The organism is Halorubrum sp. SP9, from assembly GCF_005435015.1.
GTDB classification, from domain to species: Archaea; Halobacteriota; Halobacteria; order Halobacteriales; family Haloferacaceae; genus Halorubrum; species Halorubrum sodomense.
This window is the reverse complement of sequence record NZ_SGXU01000273.1, coordinates 1-566: the sequence shown is the minus strand read 5'-3', so window position 1 is coordinate 566 and position 566 is coordinate 1. Positions and strand designations below refer to the sequence as shown.

The window sequence follows — 566 nt, the reverse complement described above, 5'->3', positions numbered from 1 at the left end:
CGGTTGGTGGAGCAGCTTTCGAACGGCGAGACGGGGGCTGAGACGTACGAGATCGCGAGTAACGAGGATATGAGCGTGATGCGCGTGGCCGAGATCGTTCGGGAGGTTGTACGCGAGGAGCGCGGGATCGAGGTGAACATCGAGTTGATGGAGAATCCACGAAGTGCCGAGACTATGGTAGAAGAGTTCGAAGTGAATATTTCGAGCGCCAGTAATTTCCTTGGGTGGGGAACAGAGGATGGAGTCGAGGGAGCGGTTCGAGAACTCTTAGAGTAAGTGACATCGGCAAGAAGCGATTCGACAAAAAACGGCCTCTCGCGTGGTGTTTTTTGACTCTTCGAAAGAAACAGTTATGACTGAAGTCGACAGGGCTTGGATCAGTTTCGTGGATCAGGGACTGGCACCGCAGCCATCAAGAGTTTTTACTCGCGGGTTACTATGACTGTGGTGTTCGAAGTCTACGTCTGCCGCCGAAGAACCGGTCGATCTCATCATCGGGTAAAGCCTATTCAAGTGTATTCTCGAAATTTGAAGCGTGATAACGGCACGTACTAGTTCCGAGGTAT

Annotated in this window: 1 pseudogene; it reads left to right on the top strand. The window is 51.9% G+C overall.

The annotated features are described in order from the left end of the window. Window positions 1–276, top strand: a pseudogene (locus tag EXE45_RS19945) (NAD(P)-dependent oxidoreductase); the annotation flags it as partial. Window positions 277–566 lie beyond the last annotated feature (290 nt).